At 48.0% G+C, this 21,937-nt stretch carries 16 protein-coding genes; all 16 read left to right on the plus strand.

The genetic code is table 11. The features are described from left to right. Positions 1-189: 189 nt before the first annotated feature. The 16 genes from BN1360_RS10300 (at position 190) to pgmB (ending at position 21,866) form a co-directional block, all read left to right on the plus strand. Complete coding sequence (locus tag BN1360_RS10300) at positions 190-1,989, plus strand: sensor histidine kinase (protein WP_068779783.1); 1,800 nt, start codon at positions 190-192, stop codon at positions 1,987-1,989. After that, on the plus strand, positions 1,961-3,397 hold the full coding sequence (locus BN1360_RS10305) for a helix-turn-helix domain-containing protein (protein WP_068779784.1): 1,437 nt from the start codon (positions 1,961-1,963) through the stop codon (positions 3,395-3,397). The genes BN1360_RS10300 and BN1360_RS10305 overlap by 29 nt, the downstream gene beginning before the upstream one ends. A gap of 104 nt (positions 3,398-3,501) precedes the next feature. Next, positions 3,502-4,839 carry an ABC transporter substrate-binding protein gene (locus tag BN1360_RS10310; RefSeq protein WP_068779785.1) on the plus strand — a complete coding sequence of 446 codons (1,338 nt, stop codon included), beginning with the start codon at positions 3,502-3,504 and terminating at the stop codon, positions 4,837-4,839. 107 nt (positions 4,840-4,946) lie between these two features. Beyond that, positions 4,947-5,816: a carbohydrate ABC transporter permease gene (locus tag BN1360_RS10315; protein ID WP_068780005.1), complete on the plus strand. Its 870-nt coding sequence runs from the start codon at positions 4,947-4,949 to the stop codon at positions 5,814-5,816. A gap of 18 nt (positions 5,817-5,834) precedes the next feature. Further along, entirely contained in the window at positions 5,835-6,683 is an 849-nt protein-coding gene (locus BN1360_RS10320; RefSeq protein ID WP_229520970.1) for a carbohydrate ABC transporter permease, read from the plus strand. Between the two features lie 71 nt (positions 6,684-6,754). Then, complete coding sequence (locus BN1360_RS10325) at positions 6,755-10,084, plus strand: sugar-binding protein (RefSeq protein WP_068779786.1); 3,330 nt, start codon at positions 6,755-6,757, stop codon at positions 10,082-10,084. A gap of 51 nt (positions 10,085-10,135) precedes the next feature. After that, the gene (locus BN1360_RS10330) at positions 10,136-10,609 is read left to right on the plus strand and encodes a hypothetical protein (RefSeq protein WP_195714254.1); all 474 of its coding nucleotides are present in this window, start codon (positions 10,136-10,138) and stop codon (positions 10,607-10,609) included. 157 nt (positions 10,610-10,766) lie between these two features. Beyond that, positions 10,767-10,895: a hypothetical protein gene (locus BN1360_RS26205; protein ID WP_267490885.1), complete on the plus strand. Its 129-nt coding sequence runs from the start codon at positions 10,767-10,769 to the stop codon at positions 10,893-10,895. Between the two features lie 37 nt (positions 10,896-10,932). Continuing rightward, positions 10,933-11,889 carry an alpha/beta fold hydrolase gene (locus tag BN1360_RS10335; protein WP_068779788.1) on the plus strand — a complete coding sequence of 319 codons (957 nt, stop codon included), beginning with the start codon at positions 10,933-10,935 and terminating at the stop codon, positions 11,887-11,889. A gap of 126 nt (positions 11,890-12,015) precedes the next feature. Next, the gene (locus BN1360_RS10340) at positions 12,016-13,026 is read left to right on the plus strand and encodes a LacI family DNA-binding transcriptional regulator (RefSeq protein ID WP_068780007.1); all 1,011 of its coding nucleotides are present in this window, start codon (positions 12,016-12,018) and stop codon (positions 13,024-13,026) included. 180 nt (positions 13,027-13,206) lie between these two features. Then, positions 13,207-15,534, plus strand: a complete 2,328-nt coding sequence (locus BN1360_RS10345) for a glycoside hydrolase family 65 protein (RefSeq protein WP_068779789.1) — start codon at positions 13,207-13,209, stop codon at positions 15,532-15,534. A 33-nt stretch (positions 15,535-15,567) separates the two neighbouring features. After that, on the plus strand, positions 15,568-16,878 hold the full coding sequence (locus BN1360_RS10350; protein ID WP_068779790.1) for an ABC transporter substrate-binding protein: 1,311 nt from the start codon (positions 15,568-15,570) through the stop codon (positions 16,876-16,878). Positions 16,879-16,938: 60 nt separating this feature from the next. Continuing rightward, positions 16,939-17,832, plus strand: a complete 894-nt coding sequence (locus BN1360_RS10355) for a carbohydrate ABC transporter permease (RefSeq protein ID WP_068779791.1) — start codon at positions 16,939-16,941, stop codon at positions 17,830-17,832. A gap of 20 nt (positions 17,833-17,852) precedes the next feature. Further along, a complete protein-coding gene (locus BN1360_RS10360; protein ID WP_068779792.1) occupies positions 17,853-18,692 on the plus strand; it encodes a carbohydrate ABC transporter permease in 840 nt (279 codons plus the stop codon). A 259-nt stretch (positions 18,693-18,951) separates the two neighbouring features. Then, the gene (locus BN1360_RS10365) at positions 18,952-21,159 is read left to right on the plus strand and encodes an alpha-L-rhamnosidase-related protein (protein WP_229520971.1); all 2,208 of its coding nucleotides are present in this window, start codon (positions 18,952-18,954) and stop codon (positions 21,157-21,159) included. 44 nt (positions 21,160-21,203) lie between these two features. Then, complete coding sequence (gene pgmB, locus BN1360_RS10370) at positions 21,204-21,866, plus strand: beta-phosphoglucomutase (RefSeq protein ID WP_068779793.1); 663 nt, start codon at positions 21,204-21,206, stop codon at positions 21,864-21,866. The last annotated feature ends 71 nt before the right edge of the window (positions 21,867-21,937 follow it).

A 21,937-nucleotide genomic window follows, 5' to 3' on the forward strand; every position in this document is an offset into this window, starting at 1 on the left:
TTTTATGCGTGATATAATCGGTTGAATAAAGAACCAAAGCTGTTATGCTTCAGGCAAAAAAACCTCTGTTCAAGAGGTTTTTTTGCCTACTCAAAGAACCGGCCAATTCTTTTGGATTGAACCGTATGTTTGCCTTCATTGTTTTTGTGCCTTAAGAACATTTAACCTACGTTTTGGGGGGGCTCCTGCATGATGCTTAACTGGCGTAATTTGCTTCCGAACACCTTGAAACACAGGCTTATCATGGCTTATATCGTCCTTCTAATGATTCCTTTGTGTATTGCCATTTATTATTTGTTCCAGCATTTTGAATCGATTCGTCAGAAGGATATGATGGATCGGATGTCTGAGCGTATGCAGCAGGTTCATATGTCGTTGAGTGATATGATGGCTTTTGCTTACAAGGCGAATATTATGCTGAGTCAAGATGAGAGTCTGGTTCAGATTATGCACGAGCCGGACAAGTATGATCCTCTTGAACGAAAAAAAGTGATCGAGAGCAAAATGTCCGGAATCAACAACAGCTTTTTCTTCCATCAGACGGAGCTGTATTTTCGATTCATCGATCTTAAGGGCAACGTATACACCTCATATGCTCCCAATAGTCAGTTGACTAATGATTTGGACGATTTGCAGAGTTGGCAGAGTATGCTGCAAACCAGCACTCATCCCTACCGCTGGGTGGCGGATGATTTGAACGATGTAAGGGGCAGCCAGGGAAGCAAGCTATTGAGTATTTACACTATTCTGGATGACCCATTGAGAGGAAACTTCGGGCTGGCCCGGATCAGCATAAACATACAGGAATGGTTTCGCAGCACCTTGAGAGACAGCCCGGTGAATCAGGATTTGACCATTTTTACCGGGCAAGGAGAGACCATTCTGCAAAGCGAAAAAACAGCTTTCAGTACGGATATGATGCATAGAATTATGTCTTTGCAAGCACAGGAAGGGCACTATGAGGATAAAACCTCCTTGTCCTTGGTCAATTACAGCTATCTGGAGGATCTGGATTGGTATGTGGTCAGCCAAATGCCGCTAAGCGAGGTGCAGCAGGAGATTCGGCAATTAAGATTTATTGTTTTTGTATTCTTGACCATACTGGTTTTCGCTTTCGTGTTGGTAACGATCATTTTGTCCGCCCGTATGACAGAGCCGCTAAATGTGCTGAAACGGAGTATGGAGGAAGCGTCAGACAAGAGGCTGAATGTTAAAATTTCCATCGGCAGGGGAGCAGCAGATGAGGTGCGCTTCCTTGGCGAAAGCTTCAACCGAATGATTGACGATGTCCTGGCGCTTATAAATAAGCTCAAGCTGGAGGAACGGCAGAAGCAGGCTGTTCGCTTCCAGATGCTACTCTCGCAAATGAACCCGCATTTTCTGTTGAATACCTTGAATACCGTCAAATGGATTGCCAGAAGGGAGCAGCAGGAAGCAATCGCAGGCATCTGTACGTCTTTAGGGTTAATACTGGAAGCAAGTCTCAACTCGGAAATCGAGCTGATCCCTCTGAATAAGGAAATAAAGCTGCTGCGTTCCTATGAATCTATTCAAGCCTTTCGCTTTCGGGACCACTTCACCATTTTATATGAAATGGATGAATCAGTTGAGCACGCTTTGGTTCCCAAGCTAAGCCTTCAGCCTCTAGTGGAGAATTCCATTGCTCATGGCTTTGATGGGGCCGGAGGTTGCGGCACGATCTGGGTAAGGGTTCGAGCAGAGCGAGATGATCTGGTTCTTGAGGTAGAGGATAATGGCATCGGCATGGAGGCAGCTGCGCTTAGGGCGGGAAGACGAAGCGACCACGGCATCGGTTTGAGCAATTTGAAAGAAAGGCTGCAATTGCTTTTTAAGCGGGAGGGTTCTATGGAATTTATAACTGGGGCGGAAGGGACCCTGGTTCGACTCCGGCTGCCTTTGCTGATTGCTACGCCTTATACACAGGAAGGAGGCAATGAGCATGTGGACGATTTTACTGGTGGAAGATGAGGTGTTTGTCCGCGAGGCGATTCGGGATATGGTGGACTGGGCACGCCATGGATTTAGCGTTGTAGGAGAGGCAGGGAACGGCAAGGAAGCCTTGGCGGCTATTCTGAAGCTTAAGCCTGATGTTGTGATTGCGGATATTGCTATGCCGGGGATGGACGGGATTGAATTATTGAAGGAAACGAGGAAGGCGGGAATTCGCAGCCGATTTATTATGCTGACGGCATTAAGCCACTTTGATTATGCCCGGGATGCCCTTCAATATGGAGCTTTCAACTATCTGTTGAAGTTGTCCTTAAATGATGATGTTCTGTTGGAGAATCTGGCGCGGATCAAGAGAGAATTGCTTGAGGAATTTACGATCGCTGGAGAGGCGCTGTATCCTTATTATCACCGCATCTGGTCAGGCATTTGTGGGACAGCTGCATCTGACGGCAATGATCAAGTGGGGGCGATTGCGGCAACGGAGAAATTCCGCAGTTTAACCCTGGATATTTTTACTGTGTTGAGCGGAGCAGCTCCAGCTAATGAGGATCTGGCTAGTATCCAGACGGAGGAGTATCTTCTGGTTCAATCCTTCTATGAGAGGGGGCAGACGACTTTCTTCTGCTGGCGCTCTCCGAAGAGGACAGAGCATGTAAGCAGAGAGGAGCAGAATTGCTCCATAGGGATGGTGACCGGCAGCAGCTTAACCGGGCTGTCCCAGGATTGGCGTTCAGCATTGAATCAATTGAATGCAGACTGGTACGGGGGGAAGACGGGTGCGGTAAAGGTACGGCACGAGCTGCCTGCTATTGCAGAGCTGGAAGCTGAGCTGATCCGCTGCTTTGAAGAACGCGACGCACACAAATGCGCCGAGGTTATAGCTCTGATGTGGGGCAGTATGGAAATCTCGGCTTTTTCTCATGTGGAAGTAAAAATGCTGGCTTCGCATCTCCTTCATATGCTTGCCATGCTGGCAGGACGGAAATCGGAGGACAGAGGGGAAGTCAACTCCGCCGCCAGCCATGATTCGCTGCTTATCTATATACAACAGGCAATACACAAGCAGATTCGCCAGATGAAGGAGGAAAAGATTAGTTATACAGACCATCCGGAGGTAAATCGGGTGATTCAATATATGCTGGAGCATTTCAGAGAGAATATCAAGGTCGCCGATTTAGCCAGGCTGGTATCCATAAACGTAGATTATTTGAGCACCGTGTTTGGCAAAAAGACCGGACTGACGCCAATCGCCTATCTGCAAAACATCCGAATTGAGCAGGCAAAGCGATTGCTATTGCATTCCAAGCTAAATGTGGAGGAGATCGCCTATCAAACGGGATTTTCGGATAACGCCTATTTTATTAAGGTATTCAAGCGCGTGGTTGGGCAAACGCCCAGCTCCTTCAGGCGGGAGAATAACTTCTAAGTTTTGTACTATTCATCTGCAAGTTTCAACCCTTATGAGATCATGGGCAGCTTGGTATAGTTGGGGTGAATCAAACATCCGATTTAAGGGAGGTTGCAGGTAAGATGAGAAACAGAAGATGGATGATTGCTGGGCTGGCGCTGCTTGTAGCATTGCCGCTGGCACTTGCTGGCTGCGGCGAAAAAGGGGACAGCAATCAAAAGGAGGGAACGACTTCCCCTGGGGCAAGTACGGCTAATAGTGACCCGATTAAGCTTACTTTGTGGGGCGCGGTACCATCCGAGAATGGGCCTCAGGAGGTTGTAGACAACTGGAATAAGCAAAATCCGGACATTCAGGTAGAGTATGTGCGGTTTGTCAATGATGATGCGGGTAACCTGAAGCTGGATACGGCGCTCATCTCTAGCCAGCCGGTGGACATGTACGTGAACTATGACTACAGCCTTTATGAAAAGCGGATTAAAGCGGGCAATGCCCTTGATCTGAGCCAATTCTCCGACTATGACGTGGACGCAAAAATGGGGGAAGGTGCTGCGCTATGGAAGGTGGATGACAAGTATTACGGTCTGCCTACCCAGAAAGGCTTGTCTTTTGTATGGCTGAACAAGGATATGCTCGATGCCAAGGGGCTGTCGATTCCGACAGAGTGGGGGCTGGATGAGTTCAGAGATTATGCAGCCAAGCTCAAGTCTGACCATGTCTGGGGATTGGCGCAAAGTGATTATTACTTCAATGTGCCTATCAACGGCTCCCTGCAGAAGCAAAGCTTGCAGCTGACAAAGGCCGATGGAACTTCCGCTTTTGACAACCCGATGACGGTCAAGACGCTTCAGATTTATTCGGACATGATGTTTACCGATAAGAGCTTGATGCCTCATACGGAGCAGATCACATCAAAACCTGCTTTGGACCAAATGTTTGTAAAGGGAGAAGCGGCGATGCTATTCTCTACAAACCAAATCTTTCGGACGACGAATAATATTCAAGAATTTCCGCGGACATTCAAAGTAGCGGCTGCCCCGGCTCCCAAAGTAAATAAGGATCAGGCGGACTATATTAACGCCGGTGGCTTGGGCGATGTGATTTCAATTAATCCTAGCACCAAGCATCAGGAAGCTGCCTGGAAATTTATTAAATGGTATGCGGATGAGGGCATGCTGCCGATGGCGGCAGGCGGAAGAGTACCATCCTCCAAGGACTTTCCTGTCGATGAGGCTGTTGCCCTTATGTTCAAGGGCGTGGAGGATACTTATGACCTGGACTCCATTAAGCGGGTCATGTTCGGGGATTTGCCGCTTGGCCTGAGTCGTCTTGACCGGAAGACAGGAACCGAGCAGCAGGCCATCTATGATAAGGTATTCACCCAGAAGCTGACGCCAGAGGAAGGTGCGAAGGAATTAGCACGGGTGCATAACGAGAATTTGAAAGCGCTATCTAAATAGCGCTGCCAGGATAGAGAGGGGTGGTAGATTTGATGCCGCACCTCTCTGTGGCCGCAAACTGCAAGATACATGAATAGAGAGAAAGGCGGTGACTGATCGTGAGCTGGATGAAGCGGCAGAGGCTAGTAGGCTATGTGTTTATCGCGCCTAATTTAATAGGAATGACGGTGTTTATGCTCGTTCCGGCCCTGTTCTCCTTTTATTTAATGTTTACGGATTGGATATTCGCTAGCGGGCAACCCCCGCGCTTTATTGGATTGGATAATTTCAGAATGATGGTGAGAGATGATTTGTTTGCTGTCTCGGTCAAGAACACCTTGCTGGTGTTAATCCCTGTACCGATTTCTATTATGCTTGGATTTTTGATTGCCGTCATGCTCAATAATCGCACCTATTTCCAGAAGACATTGCGGGCTTTCTTTTTTGCTCCGTATTTCACCAGCGGTATAGCTATTGCATTTGTCTGGATGGTGCTATTCCAGCCTACTAATGGTCCGGTCAATGCTTTCCTTCGATCCATTGGCATATCCGAGCCTCCGCTTTGGTTCGCTTCCCCGGATACGGCAATGTACGCGGTGTTGATCATGATGACTGCGGGCGGCATTGGCTACAATATGATCATTTATTTGGCCGCCCTGCAAGGATTATCATCCGAACAGCTGGAAGCTGCCAGGATGGATGGAGCAACATTTGGGCAACTGCTGCGCTTAATTATATTTCCATTGGTAAGTCCGACGACCTTTTTCTTGATGATCACCGGTTTTATCGGCTCCATCAAAAGTTTTGGCATGATCTATGCGATTACCCAAGGAGGACCAGGCAATAGTACAACGGTGTTCTCTATTTTCGCCTATAAAAAAGCCTTCAACTTTTATGAGATGGGCTATGCGTCGGCAGTCTCGTGGACCATGTTCCTGATCATCCTTTGTATTACGCTGATTCAGTGGGTTGGTCAGAAAAAATGGGTCCATTATTAACAGAGGAGAAGACGCGCTATGGATACGAGAAGTAAGAGAATGATCAGAGAACGGTTGCTTAAGAGCTTCAATACGATCATCATGGCATTGGCCAGTTTGCTGCTGCTATCGCCAATGATCTGGATGATCAGCACCTCGTTCAAGAAGCCAAAGGATGTCTTCACTTATCCAATTCAGTGGGTCCCGCTCGATCCTGTATGGACCAACCACTTCAAGGTATGGATGACCGGAGACGGATTTGCCCTTTTTTATTTCAATTCCCTGAAGATATCTTTGATTTTGCTAATTGGTGCACCTTTGCTGGCTGCTTTTGCAGCCTATGGCTTTAGCCGTATTCCGTTTAAGGGAAGGGACAGCATCTTTTTGCTCTATCTATGTTTGATGATGATACCGCCGCAAGTCCTTTTTGTACCGAAATTTATTATGTTTGATTGGATGAAAATTTACAATACCCATTGGGCGCTTATTCTTCCAGGTTTGTTCACCGTGTTCGGCGTCTTCATGATCCGGCAATTTTTCATGAGCATTCCGCATGAGATTTCTGAAGCGGCTTTCATCGATGGAGCCGGTCACTTCCGGATTTTCTTTCAATTATTCCTGCCGCTCTCCAAACCGGTGCTGGCGACCTTCGCTATTATTGATTTCACCTGGACCTGGAACGATTATGAGAACGCGCTGATATTTTTGCTAGATAAGAAACTTTATACGGTTCCGCTCGGTATGCAGAACTTCATGCTGGAAGCCGGTGTGGATTACAATCTGATGATGGCCGCCGCTACAGCGGGAGTCGTACCACTATTAATCGTCTTCTTCCTCGGTCAAAAGTATATTATTCAAGGTTTTGCAAGCTCTGCCGTCAAAGGATGAACAGCTGCTGATGAACTCAATTACTCAGACCTATTATGAAAAATATGAAATAGAGGAGGAGTTTCATCTATATGAAGAGGATATCGTTCGTTATCGTATTGCTTTTAGTGACCCAAATGTCTTTGCTCAACGGTCCTGTCCAGGCTTTTTCGGAGGAGATGGCGGGAAAAATGGCTTTTGCAGCAGATGATCTTAACTACTTAATCAGTGACTTTGAACAAGAGAGTGATAACTGGCTCTTTGCTTACGGTGATGCACCTGAAGTAAAAGGGAGCTTCAATGTAGTCGAATCAGCCGAGAGCTATGCAGGAAACTATATGGGACAAATAAAAGCAGATTTCAGTCAAAGGCCCACGGGTTCACCATATGCTTCTATAAAAAAAGAAGTGGATGAGCTAGACATTGAACAATTGAAATTCTGGGTTAAGACCTCGGATCTGAAATCATTGCGCATACGAACGACAGATTCGACAGGGCAGACGTTCCAGCAGCGGATTGAATTGCAAAATACAGCGGATTGGCAGCAGGTGGCTGTCAGTGAAATGGGATCAAAATCATTTACTTACTGGAACGGCGCCAATGACGGGGTGTGGCATAAACCAGCAATGGCTATAACGATACTTTTTGATCGTTTTGATATTAAGAATACTTCATTAACGGCGACTTTACTGGTAGACCAGATGACGGCTCAAATCGGAGACTGGCTGCCGGATTTGAAAATTCAGCAAACAGCACTTGGCAATATATTTCTGGATCATGAACCAAACGATTTTGTTATAAGAACAAGCAGGCCGGCAGTAAATTGGGTCGCATATGATATTTATGGTGCGCAGGTTGCTTCGGGAAGTAAGGCTACGAACGCAGGGGAAGCCCGCATAACCGTACCTTTCAGCAAGCTGGGTTACTTTACTCTTGAAGTCTCTGCTGAACAGCCAGGTAGTAGACCTCTGGTCCGACGAACATCCTATGCGACCATATCTTCGGCTTTGCCGCCGGGCAATGGCGAGTCGCCGTTTGGTGTCAGCACGCATTTGAACCGGACGGCTTTCGGATGGAGCAAAGAACTGAGCAAGCTGGTTCGCTATATGGGCGCGTCCTTCGTCCGGGATGGTGTGGAATGGAGCAGTATAGAGAAGCAAAAAGGAGTCTATACTTTTGCTCCTTCACCAGATGACTATATGCAGAAGCTTGCGGAGAATGATCTTAAGCTGCTCTTTGTAGCGGCATTCAATAACCCATTTTATGATAATAACGGCACACCTTACACGGATGCGGGGAGAAAGGGACTTGCTGAATATGCCAAGGCTTACGTGGAGAAGTACAAGGATCAGCTTATCGGTTTTAACGTCTACAATGAATTTAATGGTGGATTCGGCAAAAGGGGCAATAGTCCTGCTAATTCGCAGCCAGATTATTATTTCAAGCTGCTGAAGGAGACCTATAATCGGGTTAAACCCGCCTATCCGGATGTGCCGGTAGTCGGAATCGTCTCAGGTGGCATCGACTTGGACTGGATTGAAGGGGTACTAAAAGGCGTAGGTGAGGGTGAGGACAAAAACGCTGGTTTGAAATATCTGGATGCCGTGTCCATTCAAAACTATATGGACCCGAATGATCCTGATAATGTATTCGTTAAATTGGAAGGCCTGAAAACCTTAATTAAGCAATACAATGATGGCAAGCTTGTACCGATATGGGTAACGGAATTTGGTTCGCCAACTCACCAATCCGCTAAAGGCGTCGATGAGAAGACACAGGCTAATTATTTACCTCGTGGCTTTGTGACGGGATTGGGCCTCGGAGTAGAGCGAATGTCCTGGTATGATTTTATGAACGATGGGATTAGAGCAGATTACAATGAAGATAATTTCGGTTTAGTCCGGTATAAGGATGACCCGATGGGAGCTTATACACCGAAGCCAGCTTATGTGAGCTATGCGGCAATGAGCAGACAGCTTGCTGGCGCGACCTTCGAGGAGTCAGAGCAATTCGGTTACCCGATTAAAAGTAATTTGTTTACGAAAGGCGGCGAAGCTCTCAGAGTCGTCTGGGCGCAGAGTGAAGTGCAAGCTGTAATTAAAACGGAGAGCAACTTGGAAATTACAGACTTTATGGGTAACACGGAAATTTACACCCCGCATAACGGCAAGATCTATATGACGATAACCGGCGAACCTTTTTACATTAAAGGAAATATCACTCGAATTGTGAAAGATAACACTTTTGCAGTTGCCGGAGAGCAAACGGCAATAGGCGACCCGCATACGTTCACGGTAACGGTGAAAAATGATAGTCTTCCTCAGCTTGCTTTATCCGCGAAGATGGAGGGGAACAGCTATTCGATTGTAGCTGAGCAGGGGCAGCCGGAAGTGCTCTCTCTAACCGTGGATGAAATACGGGAAGGTTTCCGCGCGGTATCGATTCATTTGTTGGATGAAGCAGGCAACAGGATAGGCAAGCTGCAGCATGAGGTCTTAACCGGAGTGCCGCAAAAGGTTACAGTCAGACCCGCGATGCAGCAAAATGATGGGCAATACAGTCAAATGCTAAATGTAGATGTGGAAAACTTCAGGCAAGCTACAGATCTTACTGTTAGCCGTGTAACCTGGCGGGTAGGAGAACAGTCCGGTCAAGAGCATGTCAATATGATCGTACAGTCGGGCAGTAAGCAGCAATTCAGCATTCCGCTCAGCAGGGTCGCGCTAGGAGAGGACCTGTCTGCATCGATCCGCGTCGAGTTTGCAGAGCAGGAGCCATATGTGTATGACGGAAATTTCAGTTTTAATCCGGTTACCCGGGGGACGATTGCGATTAATGACCACATCGAATCGGAAATCGAAGCTTTAGCGCCTACAATCGATTTGTCACAGGGCAAGCCAGTTCTACTTTCCGGTCATAGCGGCACAATTGATGTGAGCGGGGAAGCCTGGATTCACTATGATCAGGATCATTTGTACCTTACTGCAAAAATTAAGGACAATGTCCATGCGGCAGCAGCTTCTGGAGCTGAGATTTGGAATAATGACAGCATTCAGTTTGCCTTGTCTCCAGGAATCCCGGGCGAGAGCGGGGGCTGGTATGAATATGGCATTTCAGATTCCCCTCATGGTCCGCAAGTTTATCGCTGGACGGCGATGGAAGGATTGCCGGCAGGCCTCGTGCACAATGCTGATGCAGCGGTAACAAGGGATGAAGGACAAAAGCTAACGATCTATAAGCTTGCGATTCCATGGTCGGAGCTAACGCCAATTCAGCCTAAAAACGGAGATGTGATGAGCTTCTCGTTGCTTGTGAATGAGAATGACGGCAAGGGGAGAAGAGGCTGGATCGAATGGGGAGGCGGAATCGGTACCGAGAAGCGGCCGAGTTTGTTCCGTTCCATGCAGTGGATATGCCCTTAAGCCTTTGATCCAGATCGAAGCCATCGCGGAAGGCAAGTCTATACAGATGAAGTGACACCTGCCGTTCGCCTTCTAGATGAATCGGGAAAATGGAAGATTACACGGATGGAGCTGGATGGAGAAGCGTGGACAACGGGATCAGCCGTGACGGAGAAAGGAAATCATTCGTTTAGCGTCTGGGCCGAGAACGCTTACGGTCAACTTATGAGTGAAACCGTTTCGTTCCAGTTGTTTCATAGCACGAATGTCGAAGTAAGAGACAATTCGGGAGCATATGGCAATGAAGTCCAGTTGGAAGCCAAACTGATGGATGTGAACGGTCAATCGGTGATCGGTGGACAGGTCGAATTCGAAGTAAATGGCCTTCCAGTGGGGACGGCGATGACGGATGCAAATGGAAAAGATTCATTGCCATGCACGATCGAAATCGGCACAACCGATGAGACGGATAGCCGATTAATTGAAGTTAAGGCGATTTATGAAGGAAATGAAGAGACCTACTACGGGAACAGAAGCAAAGGGTAAACTGACTGTAACGAAAGCAGAGGTCGCTATTCAATAGGGCAACCTTGTAGCCCGCACAGATGAGAGCCCGGTATTGTCGGCACAAGTTATGGGTGCCGACCTGAAGGGAAGTTACCAGATCAAGTGACTTATGCCAGACCGGAATTCGATTCTACGATTGACGAAACACCATGATCGAAAGAAAGAATTCAAATCTCCCGTTACCGGTCATTCTGGGAACGGGAGGTTCGTCGTTGGCATGTGGACCGTCGGCTTTACAGCCTTATCGGGCAAGCCGATGCTGTGACTGATATCGTAAGATTAGTAGGAAGAGGAGAATAGATATGCCAATGATCGATATGCCACTGGAGCAATTAAAAACCTATCAAGGAACCAATCCACGTCCGGCAGATTTTGATGAATACTGGGAGCGAGCCTTGGCGGCGATGCGTGCGGTGGATCCGCAAATTGAGATTGTACCTAGCAGATTTCAAGTACCGAATGCAGAATGCTTTGACCTTTATTTCACTGGTGTGAAGGGAGCGAGAATTCACGCGAAGTATGTGCGGCCTAAGCAAGCAAAAGAGCCTCATCCTGCGGTAGTCATGTTCCATGGCTATTCTGGCCATGCCGGAGATTGGAGCGATAAGCTGGCTTATGCTTCGATAGGTTTCTCTGTACTTGCCATGGATTGCCGCGGTCAAGGGGGAAGCTCTGAGGATGTTGGCAGGGTGAAGGGGAATACGCATCATGGACATATTATCCGCGGTTTGGAGGATCATCCGGATGAGCTGCTATTCCGCCACATTTTTTTGGACACAGCACAGCTTGCTGGGATAGCGATGAAGCTGCCTGAAGTTGACCCGGATCGGGTTTACGCAGCGGGCGGATCTCAGGGGGGCGGACTTACGATAGCATGCGCTGCTTTGGAGCCAAGGGTGAAGAAGCTAGCGCCGATCTACCCGTTTCTTAGTGATTACAAGCGGACCTGGGACATGGATCTGGATCAGGAAGCTTACGGTGAACTGCGAACGTATTTCCGCTATTATGATACACTGCATGAACGTGAGCACGAAGTATTTGAGAAGCTCGGCTATATAGATATTCAATTCCTGGCTGAACGTATAAAAGGTGAGGTATTGATGAGCGTGGGGTTAATAGATACCATCTGCCCGCCATCCACTCAATTTGCAGCCTACAATAAGATGAGCACGAAGAAGAGACTTGTTATTTATCCCGACTTCAAACATGAGTATTTGCCGGAGTCGTCGGATCGAACAATGCAGTTTTTTCTGGAGTAAAGCCATGAAGCTTGTAAAGTTGAACATTCAGCTTTGCAGGCTTTTTCCTGCTTTTGACCTATATGCTATAATGAAAATGAAACAGGAAAGTGATGAAAATTGAATAAGGATGGGATTGCAGAAAACATGGTATCTATTAAAGATGTAGCCAAGCATGCTAATGTTTCCATCTCGGCGGTCTCCAAGACCTTGAACGGGTACAGCGATGTAAGTGAAACAACCAGGCAGAGGATTCTCAAAGCAGCGCAGGAGCTGAACTATTCTCCCAACATGTTGGCGAAAAATCTCAAGCATAAAGTCACGAAGACAATCGCACTGATCATATCCAATTTCGAGCAGACCAGCGGTAAGGACGGCGTTATGTTCCAGATTATGAGCGGAGTGTATGCCGCCGCTACTCAATACGGGTATGAGGTCGTCATCTATACCCGCAGCCTTTCAGAGCAGCAGGATCGTTCCTATTGGCAATTCTGCAAGGATCACAAAATAGCCGGGGTCGTCATTTCAGGTCTGCGGACGACGGACCCGTATTTTGAAGAACTGGTCAAGAGCGATATTCCTTGTACCGTCGTCGATGCTCATACAGTAGGGCCGCATACGGGCTCCGTCATCACGGACAATCTGCTGGCGTCAAGGCGGGCTGTACAATACCTGATCAGCAAAGGGCATCGCGAGATTGGTCTGGTGAATGGGCATAAATATGCAACGGTTAGTATACAGCGCGAGCAGGGATATCGTGAGGCATTGGAAGGCGCAGGACTCCCGTTTATTGATTCGCGTGTGATCGAGGCTGACTTCAGCGAAGAGAAGGCTTACCAGCTGACGGAAGAATATATTAATAACAACCCGCAATTAACAGCGGTATTCGTAGCCAGTGATCTGATGGCAATCGGGATGATCAATCGCTGCAAAGAGATTGGACTGCGCATTCCAGAGGATATTTCGATTATGGGCTTCGATGATATCGTGCTCTCCAGCTATACGACCCCCAAGCTATCGACGATTAGCCAGGACTTTGCCGGCATCGGTTTTGCCGCATTGGAGCTGGTAGTAAAGATGCTAGAGAATAGCTTGCCGGGCTATCACAAAATTCTTCCCTTCAAAATAGTTGACAGAGAATCCATAAAGACTTTATAATAAGTTCGAAAACGTTTTCGAAAACCTTTGCAAAAAGTTTAACAGGTGTAAAAGTTTTCGGAATCGGGATCGAATTTTTTTTCAAGTTCGAAAACGATTTCGGTAACGCTTACAGAATAATGTGGATTTTTTGCAGAAAATTAAAGATATTGAATTAGGAGTAGAAAGGAAATTTAAGCCATGCTAAATTACAACAAGAAACTGCCGGACGGAGCGTCGGATTGGGTAGTATCGGAGGAGAACTTCCAGACTCTTGCGCTCGGAAAGTGCGAAGCTGTAATGGCTTTAGGCAACGGCTATATGGGACTTCGTTCCGCTGCTGAAGAATCCTATGTTGGAGAGAAGCGCAATTTGTTCGTGAACGGCACCTTTAACCGTTTTGATGAATTTGAAGTGAGTGAACTGCCGAATGCGGCCGATGTTACCGGTCTGGATATCCGAGTTGACGGCAAGAGATTCACATTGGAGCAAGGAGAAGTAACGGAGTACAGCCGCAGCTTGAATTTGCGTGAGGCGGAGCTGGTTCGTACCTTCATCTGGACCAATGCCGAGGGCAAGAAGCTGGAATTTACTTTCCACAGATTCGTATCCCTGAATCGCTTGCATCTGATCGGAATGAAGCTGGAGATCAAATCATTGAACGGTCCGGTTAAATTGTCGATCGCATCAGGGATCAATGCACAGGTGAGCAATAGCGGAAGCCAGCATTTCCATGAAGGCGAGAAACGGATTTATGATAAGAAGTATCTGGAGCTGATTCAGACGACGACGGAATCCAAGGTTGATTTTGTCATCGGAGCTGCACATCGCTTGAAATTGGATGGCCAAGAGATCGAGATCAGCCCGGCAATGGAGATCGACCGCCGCAAAGTGGCAGTCGCATACAGCGTGGAGCTTCAGGAAGGACAAAACCTCAGCTTCGAGAAGGTAGCAACGGTTCATACAAGCCGCGACCAAGCCTACGCACAAGACTACAGCTTGCCGGCGATGAGAGAGCATGCTCTTAGCGACTTGAAGAGCGTATATGCCGCAGGATATGATGTACTGTTCCAGGATCATACTGCCGCTTGGGCGAAGGTATGGAATGAATACGGAATCAACATCGTATCTAAGAATTCCTTTGATCTATTGGCACTGCGTTTTGCTCTGTATCATCTCGTAGTTATGACTCCGGCGCATGATCGGAGAATGGGTATTGGGGCGAAAGGTCTTAGCGGCGAAGGCTACAAAGGCCACTCCTTCTGGGATACAGAAATTTTCATCCTGCCTTTCTATATTTACAGCAATCCGAAAACAGCACGCTCGCTGTTGGAATACCGTTATCTGGGCCTCGAAGGCGCACGCCGCAAAGCGAAGGAAAACGGTTATGCCGGAGCGATGTATCCGTGGGAAGCCGCATGGCCTTCCGATGGTGAAGTAACGCCGGTATGGGGCGCAGTTGATATTGTGACAGGCGAGCAGACAAAGATCTGGTCCGGATTTATCGAACAGCATATTACATCCGACATCGTTTATGCCGTATGGCATTACTACCGGGCTACCGGAGATGAAGACTTCATGGAGCGTTACGGCTACGAGATGATCTTCGATACGGCGATATTCTGGGCAAGCCGCCTGGAATGGGACGAAGCGGAAGGACGTTATGAAATTAACGAAGTTGTTGGTCCGGATGAATACAAAGAGCATGTAGACAACAACGCCTTTACGAATTATATGGCTCATTTCAATATCGAACTGGCTTTGCAGTATTACAGCAGGCTGGAGATGGAGCAGCCTGAACTGTTCAAGCATTATGATGAATTGCTGAACTTGCAGGAAGCACGGAAGGTATGGGAGAGCAAGCTGGATTTGATCTACCTGCCGCAGCCCAACGAGCAACTGATTATTCCTCAGGATGATACTTATTTGCAAAAAGAAATAATTGATCTGACGCCTTACAAGGATCAGGAAAAAGTGGGCAGTATATTTAATGACTACAACCTGGATCAGGTTGGCAACATGCAAATTTCGAAGCAAGCGGACATTATGATGCTGTTCTTCTTGCTGGAAAATAAATTCACACCTGAAGTGAAGCTGGCGAATTACGAATATTACGAAGAGAAGACGCTGCATGATTCATCGCTGTCGCTCTCGACTCATTCGATTCTGGCCAGTGATTTCGGCGACAAGGAACTCGCTTATCATCTCTTTAAGAGAGCGGCCGAGATTGATCTGGGGCCGAAGATTCATTCGTCGGATGCCGGTATCCATGCCGCCTCGCTCGGCGGAATCTGGGAATGTGTTGTCATGGGCTTTGCCGGAATAAGAATGCTGGATGGTCAGCTGCATTTGGCACCTAAGCTTCCAGAGCACTGGGAGAAGTTAAGCTTCCCATTGCATTGGCAAGGCAAACTGCTGGAGATCAGCATCACACCTCAGCAGATCTCGATCACAAACACTGCAAGCGAGCCGGTAGAATTGTTTGTTAACGGGGAACTGCAGGTCGTCCAAGGTAATGTTGTTTTTTAATCATAAAGTCAAATATTTAGGGAGGTCATTGAAATGAAAAAGAAATTGTCGATTACCCTTGCAGCAGTGCTAAGTTCCGTTCTGCTTCTATCCGCTTGCTCCACTGGCGGCAACACAGCAAATTCGGGCAACAGCTCTGCTGGTAATAGCGGCAGCAAAGAGAAAGTACAGCTTACATTTACGACTTGGGGCGATGTAAGCAGCAGCTCCAGCGAGCAGAAGCTGGCTGATGAATTTAATGCTTCTCACCCTAATATTGAAGTTAAATTTGAGCCTGTACCTGGCGATGGTTATGCAACGAAGCTGACGACTTCGCTGGCTAGTGGTACTGCTCCTGACGTATTCCTGATTGGTGAAGGCGATTTCTATGCTTATGTAGATAAAGGTGTAGTTGAGCCGCTTGATGATTATGTTGCTAAGGACAGCTCCTTCGATCTGAATATGTATCAGCAGGACCTGATCGACATGGAACGCATCAACGACAAGCTTTACTACCTGCCTAAAGACTTCAACCCATTGGCACTCTGGTTTAACAAACGCATCTTTGATGAAGCCGGCATTGCTTACCCTAGCGATGAATGGACTTGGGATGATTTGATCGCGACAGCACAGAAGCTGACCAAGCAAGAGAACGGCAAGTATACGCAATTCGGCTATAATGCAGGAACCTGGGAATACCCGATCTACACTTATCTGTGGGCCTATGGCACTGACATTGCCAACGAAGAAGGCACTAAAGCTGAAGGCTTCATGAACAGTGAAAAAACAGTAAATGCTATCCAGAAATATGTAGACCTGTCGACAGGTCCGAACAGAGTTTCCCCAACACCGCAAGACACGGAAACAATGGGTGGAGACTCCTCGATGTTCATGACCGACAAGCTGGCTATGATGGTTACAGGACGTTGGATCAAAGCCGACTTGGATAAATCGAATGTTGAATACGGTTCCGCTCTGATTCCAAAAGGTCCGAACGGCGACCGCGCAAGCATTATCGCTGCTGCAGGTTGGGCAATGAACTCCAAGACGAAGCATAAAGAAGAAGCTTTCGAACTGATGAAATGGTTGTCAGGTACCGATGCTCAGAAGCTTCGTTCCATAGACGGCCGAGTATTGCCGGCAACTACAGCAGAACTTGAAGAAGTTAAGGCTACTGAAGAGAAGGATAAGCCGGTTATTGAAATGATGAGCTTTGCTCGTAAGCCAGTAACCATGCGCTCTGCTAACGGTCCAATCTTCAAAGATGCATTCACTCAAGCCCTTGAGAAAATTCTTGTTGGCAAGGTAGATGTGAAGAGCGCGCTTGATGAAGCGGCGAAAACTGCGGATTCTAAACTTAAGTAAAAATCGCTGCGGGTGAGGTGTCGATAAGGCGCCTCGCCCGCTTCCATCAAGGAGGATGTCATGAATAATACCAAATCGGATCGGGCGGGGTACTTGTTTATTCTTCCGTGGCTAGTGGGACTTATCATCTTCACGCTTGGGCCGATGATCTTTTCGCTGATCCTATCCTTCAGCAAGTGGGATGTTATCACCGGCGTTGAATCCATTCAATATGTGGGACTGGACAATTTTAAAGCGATTTTCCATGATCCGCTGTTCTATCAGTCTCTGAAGGTTACTTTTATTTTTGCATTGGTATCGGTACCGTTATTCCAGGTCGCTTCGATTCTGATTGCCGTACTGCTCAATATGCGTTCACGCGGAATGAAGTTCTTCCGCCTTATTTACTTTATGCCGTCTGTAATTCCAGCTGTTGCCACTTCGATGATGTGGGTTATGATCTTCAACCCGGAATACGGAATTCTGAACGAGGCCTTAGGTTGGTTCGGCATTCAAGGTCCGGCTTGGCTGCAAGATCCGAGCTATGCGCTTGGTGCGCTGATTGTTATGGGTCTGTGGGGAATCGGCAACACAATCATTATTTATCTATCGGGTCTTCAAGGGGTGCCCGAGGACTTGTATGAGGCCGGAGAGCTTGATGGGGCCGGTATTTTCCGCCGTTTCTTCAGCATCACTATGCCGATGATTACCCCGACTATATTCTTCAATTTGATTATGGGGATTATCGGTGGATTCCAGTACTTTACCCAGGCGTTCGTTATGACAAATGGCGGTCCGCTCAATTCAACCTTGTTCTACAATCTGTATTTGTATAACAAAGCGTTCATCGAATTCGACATGGGCTATGCGTCCGCACTCTCCTGGATATTGTTCATCATCATTTTAATATTCACGCTTCTGGTTATCCGCAGCTCGTCCTTCTGGGTGTATTACCAGGGCGATGATCGAGACTAAAAGGAAGGGGGAGGCCTACTATGCAAACTTCACTCAGAAAAATTAATCTATCCCAGTGGCTCGCTCTTCTTATTCTGATCGCGGGCTCGGCCATTGTACTGGTACCGCTGCTGTGGACCGTATCTACATCATTGAAGACACCGGCTGAAGTATTCGGCAACTCATTCTTTCCACAGAAATGGATCTGGTCCAACTATTCGAATGCAGTTACAGCAATTCCGTTCTTTTTATTTTTACGCAATACGCTGATTATTCTCGTTCCTACGATGATAGGGACCGTCTTTACAGGCGCTCTCAGCGCCTATGGATTCGCGCGCTTTAATTTCCGTGGCAAACAGACCTTGTTCCTGATCCTGTTGGCTACAATGATGCTGCCAAGCCAGGTCACATTGATCCCGACGTTTTTGCTCTTCAAGCAAGTAGGGTTGACCAATTCCTTCTTGCCGTTGATCCTGCCCGCATTCTTCGGTGGTGGGGCGTTTAACATTTTCCTGATTCGTCAGTTCATGCGCGGTATTCCACGCGAACTCGATGAGTCGGCATTTGTAGACGGGGCGAGCCGCTGGCAAATTTTCGTTTGGATCATGGCTCCACTCTCGAAGGCTCCGTTAATCGCGGTATCGATCTTCACCTTTATGGGCGTATGGAACGACTTCCAAGGACCATTGATTTATCTGAACTCCAATGAAAAGTATACGCTGGCCCTTGGCTTGTCCATGTTCAAAGGGATGTATAATGTCGAGTGGAACATGCTGATGGCTGCGACGATTCTCATTATGCTGCCGGCATTGATCCTGTTCTTTATAGCGCAAAAATATTTCATTGAAGGTATTTCGATATCCTCGGCTGTAAAAGGCTGATGGGCTGAATGCATTCATGTTCTTATAATGAGAGATCAAAGAGGACTTTTTGAATTACCTCATAAAATAAGGTTCAAAAAGTCCGGTTTTCAGCACCGAGAAGGTTTGATGAAGCTAGGGTATGAGGAGCGGAGCGTACGTAGTTTGTACGTGAGCACCGGAAGACCCGGCTGAATTCAAGATTCGATGCCGAAAACCCTTTCAGGTTTGCTTCGTGATCAAAAGAGGAATTACCGCTTATTAGATGGAGGAGATGAAGGTGAAGATAGCTGGCATCAATAGCAAACATCCATTCAACTTATATTATAACGGCGGAGAATACGTCAAGATTTGTGGAACACAGGACGGGTACTTTCCCGATTTCGGCCATCATATAGCTAATGAAATGGGCGGGGTCTGGCTGCATCCGGTTAAACTGCTTGACGGCTTCTGGCTGAAGCTGACTGATACGAAACGGAATATCTCCGTCTGGTCCCGGGCTGACGGGTTTACAAGCGAGCCCTGGGGCAGTCGTTTCCATTACGATCATGGCCTTAGCTATATCCCTGTAGCTATGCAGCGCACGCAGTTTGCGCCTGAACAAGTTAAAGGCATGACGGCGGGATATGAGCTTCGTCATTATGGCGAAGGAGAGCTTCATCTGCAGGTAGAACTGCTCGCGCGCACCGATCTGCGGCCGGTCTGGTACTCGGATGAGGTCGGTATCCATAAGGGAGCCGGAGATCAAGCTTCCGTATTGAATCCGCGGGAGGTGCTTGTTCGCGACCCAGAAAATAACTGGTTCGTGCAAGTGGGTTCGGATTTGCCGGGGGATCAATTGGAGGTTGGAGCCGAGCTGTACGGTCCGGAATTCACGGCCGGAGCAGGCTGCGGGATTGCCTTCCGAACCGAACTGACGATCCCGGCTGGCGAGAGCCGCCGCTTCAATCTGTTTGTGGCTGGTTCCTATCTATCCGCAGAAGAATGTACGGATTCATATCGTCAGATCGCTGAGCATCATCAAGAGCTTCTTGCTGAGAAGCAAGCGGTATACAATGCTGTGGCAGATCGGGCCAAGCTTACGATCGAGGGGGAAACGGACTGGAATGAAGTCTTTGCCTGGGCCAAGTGGAATAACCAATGGCTGATCCAGAAGGTGGATGGGACCGGACGTGCGCTGACTGCCGGCGGACCAACCTATCCTTGGTGGTTTGGCTGTGACAATACCTATTCCTTGCAGGGTGTGCTAGCGATTGGCGATCCTCAGCTTGCCAAGGACACGCTGAATTTGCTGCTGCAGAAATCCGAGGAGGTTAACGGCAATGGTCGCTTCATCCATGAGGTGACGACACTTGGCGCTGTATCCAACCCGGGCAATACGCAGGAGACAGCGCATTATATCGCCTTTGTCTGGGATTTATTCCGCTGGACAGGGGATGAAGAACTACTGCGCCGTCATTATGCTTATTGTGTAAAAGGCATCGATTGGCTGTTGGAGGAGATGGACCCGGATCATGATCTATTCCCTTCGGGTTACGGCATTATTGAAATCGCTGGCCTGAATATGGAGCTTATCGACAGCGCTGTCTATACGGCAAAAGCACTGCAAGCTATGGCTGACATGAGCGCATATTTACAAGACGCTGCGGCAGAGAGCAAATACAGTGAACTAGCAACGCGCTGCATAGATGCGATCAATCGCTCATTTTGGCAGGAGGATGAAGGCCTGTATGCCGATGCAGTTGCACCGGCTCGCGATGTAGCACCGAAGGTTGATTATCTTGTCTCGCTAGCCGAAGGGCAGGGGGTGACCGACTATCGCGAGTATGTAGAAGGTCTGTTGGCCAAAGCCGCCAATAGCGGAACTGCTGATGCGGATCACGGTTGGCTGCTGAACAAGAACTGGGTTATTGTCACTCCGATGGAAGCGGGAATTGCCGATCCTGCTAAGGCGCGCAGAGCGCTGGATAATATGCGTAACGATACATTTATCGGTGAATACGGTACGTACTTATCCGGAACATTCCAGCAAGGCACGATGACGATCTCTACCGGGGCACATGCAGTAGCTGAGGCAGCTAACGGAAATGCCGATGCCGCGCTTGATCTTTTGAACCGGATGCGCCGCAGCTTCTCACGTGCCCTCCCAGGTTCCTTTTCGGAGATGTCGCCGGATTACGGCTGTGTTGTCCAGGCCTGGACAATCTATGCGCTGGCCGTTCCGTTTATACGGCATTTCTTTGGTGTAGCCCCGTTCGCTGCCCGTCAACAATTGACATTGCGACCACAGCTGCCTTCAGCCTGGAGCGGCAAAACATGCACGCTGGAGCGTCTGGTTATCGCCGATGCTGAATTTGACCTGTCTCTGACAGAACAAGACGGCGTTCTAACTGGACAAATCCGTAATGATGCCGGTTGGACTGTCACTGTGGAATGGAATGGACAGACGGTCACAAGTACAGAGAAACTCATTGAACTTAGCCTGTAAATCCCTTAAGGTTATAAATAAACAAGAGGAGTTGGAGTGAGAGCATGAAGCTGGAAGCAGTTATTTTCGATCTTGACGGTGTCATTACCGATACTGCGGAATACCATTATGTAGCTTGGAAGCAGTTGGGTGAATCGATCGGAATTCCGTTCGACCGTGAATTTAACGAGACGTTAAAGGGAATTAGCCGCGGCGAATCACTGGAGCGAATCTTGCGACTAGGTGGCAAGGAGAACGATTATACAGAGGAGGAGAAGGCGGAGCTGGCTCGGCAAAAAAATGAACATTATGTCTCATTGCTGGTTAATCTTACTCCGGCCGATACCTATCCTGGGATCGTCTCATTGCTGACTGAGTTGAAGGCCCAAGGCATTCCGGCCGTCATCGCTTCGGCAAGCAAAAATGCGCCGCAAATATTGCGTTCCCTGGAGATCGACAAGCTGTTTCGCTATGTCGTTCATCCGGATTCTGTGAAGCGCGGCAAACCAGCGCCAGATCTGTTCCTGCGCGGCGCCGAGGAGGTTGGAGTGAGTCCGGAGCATTGCGTGGGTATCGAGGATGCAACAGCCGGAGTTGAAGCCATCAAAGCAGCCGGAATGAAGGCGGTTGGCATCGGTGAAGCCGAAGCCTTGCAAGCAGCTGGCGCCGATATTGTACTCCCGAACACATCGGGATTGAATGTGAACCTGTTGAACTCTTTATTGTAAAAGCAGGAGACACCAGGAGACAGGATGAACCTGAATATCCATCAGGCTGTGAAGTGAAGTCAGCCTGATTA

This window comes from Paenibacillus sp. GM2 (assembly GCF_900069005.2).
GTDB lineage: Bacteria > Bacillota > Bacilli > Paenibacillales > Paenibacillaceae > Fontibacillus.